This is a genomic window from Methylorubrum zatmanii (assembly GCF_014845115.1).
Classification (GTDB): Bacteria; Pseudomonadota; Alphaproteobacteria; order Rhizobiales; family Beijerinckiaceae; genus Methylobacterium; species Methylobacterium zatmanii.
In genome coordinates, this window is record NZ_NKUI01000353.1 from 1 (window position 1) to 743 (window position 743).

General features: G+C 67.2%; 1 protein-coding gene. It reads right to left on the reverse strand.

Annotation, left to right across the window (positions count from 1 at the left end; genetic code table 11):
* Positions 1-240 precede the first annotated feature (240 nt).
* Positions 241-714 carry a cupredoxin domain-containing protein gene (locus MZTS_RS24685; protein ID WP_009864753.1) on the reverse strand — a complete coding sequence of 158 codons (474 nt, stop codon included), beginning with the start codon at positions 712-714 and terminating at the stop codon, positions 241-243.
* Positions 715-743: the final 29 nt, after the last annotated feature.

Below are 743 nucleotides of genomic sequence, written 5' to 3' on the forward strand. Positions count from 1 at the left end.
TCGTCCTCGTCCGCCGGTTTCGACATTCGCATTCGCCTCGGTCTTCAGCGCATCGACAAGGAGTCCCAGGTCCGGGATGATGCGGCTGCCACGATACTGCGCCGGCCTCGCTCGAAAAGCCGGCAACCCAATTCGGAGCAAAACTCCATATCCCATGTGAGGGCGGAAGAAACCGGGGCTCGCGCCGGCTCGATACTTTCGTGCACGCGGCCGCACAGCTTAGACGGCCGGGCGTCCTACTCAGCCGGAGGGCGGCGTGAGGATGACTTTACCCTCGAACGGGTTGCTCCGGCTGTTGGCGCCGGTGCAGGCGAAGGGCTTCTCGCCAGCGGAGATCGTGCGCAGGCGAAGCGTGCCCTTGCCCTCCCGCTTGACCGTGTAGCCCTTCTCGCTGGCGACGTGAACGAGATCGCCATCGGCGTGCAGCACGCGTCCATTCTCGAACTGACCCGGCATGGTGATCGTCACCGGCTGGTCGGCGCGGCTGACCACGTTGAGGGCTATGTTGGTCTCGGCGGGCAGGCGCAGCTCGGCGGGCTGGCAGACCGGATGGCCGTCCCGCATCTCGATGGTCAATTCCACCGGCGGCATCGCATCGCTCGCGGGCGGCGGCAGTGGCTTGCCCTGCGCGAGGGCGGCAGAGGACAGGCCGAGAACCGGAAGGGCGGAAAGCAGGACGCTTCGCACGAGGGCGGGGGCGGGACGGCGACGCATGCGCGGACATTCCTTGCGGGGATAAGGGG